This window comes from Nonomuraea antimicrobica, assembly GCF_039536965.1.
GTDB classification, from domain to species: Bacteria; Actinomycetota; Actinomycetes; order Streptosporangiales; family Streptosporangiaceae; genus Nonomuraea; species Nonomuraea antimicrobica.
In genome coordinates this window covers 1-637 of the sequence record NZ_BAAAZP010000310.1, presented here as the reverse complement: position 1 = coordinate 637, position 637 = coordinate 1, and the positions used below count along the sequence as shown (strand labels likewise).

The following is a 637-nucleotide window of genomic DNA, read 5'->3' as shown; positions in this document are numbered from 1 at the left end:
CGGGGTCGTCGAGTTATATGCGTCGATGTTCGCTAACCGACTGGAGACGCAGCCGTTCGCACGGAACATGATCGGCACCTTCGCCGAGTTGGTGCGTGGGACGGGGAATTCGCGGGTGGCGGATGTCGGCTGCGGGCCCGGACATCTGACGGCCATGCTGCACGACCTGGAACTGGATGCCTTCGGGCTCGACCTCTCTCCGGCCATGGTCGACCACGCTCGGCGGGCCCATCCGGCGCTGAAGTTCGATGAGGCCCGGATGGAGGAACTCCCCGTTGAGGACGGCGCGCTCGGCGGCGTGCTGGCCCACTACTCGATGATTCACACCCCTCCTGGGGAACTACCCGCGCTGCTCGCCGAGCAGGCGCGTGTCCTGGCGCCGGGGGGCCTTCTCCTGGTCTCGTTCTTCGGAACCGACGCGCCCGAGCCGGTCCGCTTCGACCACAAGGTGACACCCGCCTATAGCTGGCCGGCGGACCGCTTCGCCGAGTTGCTGGCCGGGGCTGGGTTCGCCACATTCGCGCGGCTGCTCCACGACCCGGCCTCCGAGCGGGGCTTCCTGGACGCCCACTTGCTGGCCCGTCTCCGCTAGAGAACGGGCGGAGGTGGGTGCTGCCATTTCTCACCAACATTTCTG

General features: G+C 67.7%; 1 protein-coding gene. It reads left to right on the top strand.

Annotated features, from left to right (window positions below; genetic code table 11):
• A partial coding sequence (locus ABD844_RS52995) for a class I SAM-dependent methyltransferase (protein WP_344897993.1) occupies positions 1-592 on the top strand: 592 nt, incomplete at its 5' end.
• Between the last annotated feature and the right edge of the window lie 45 nt (positions 593-637).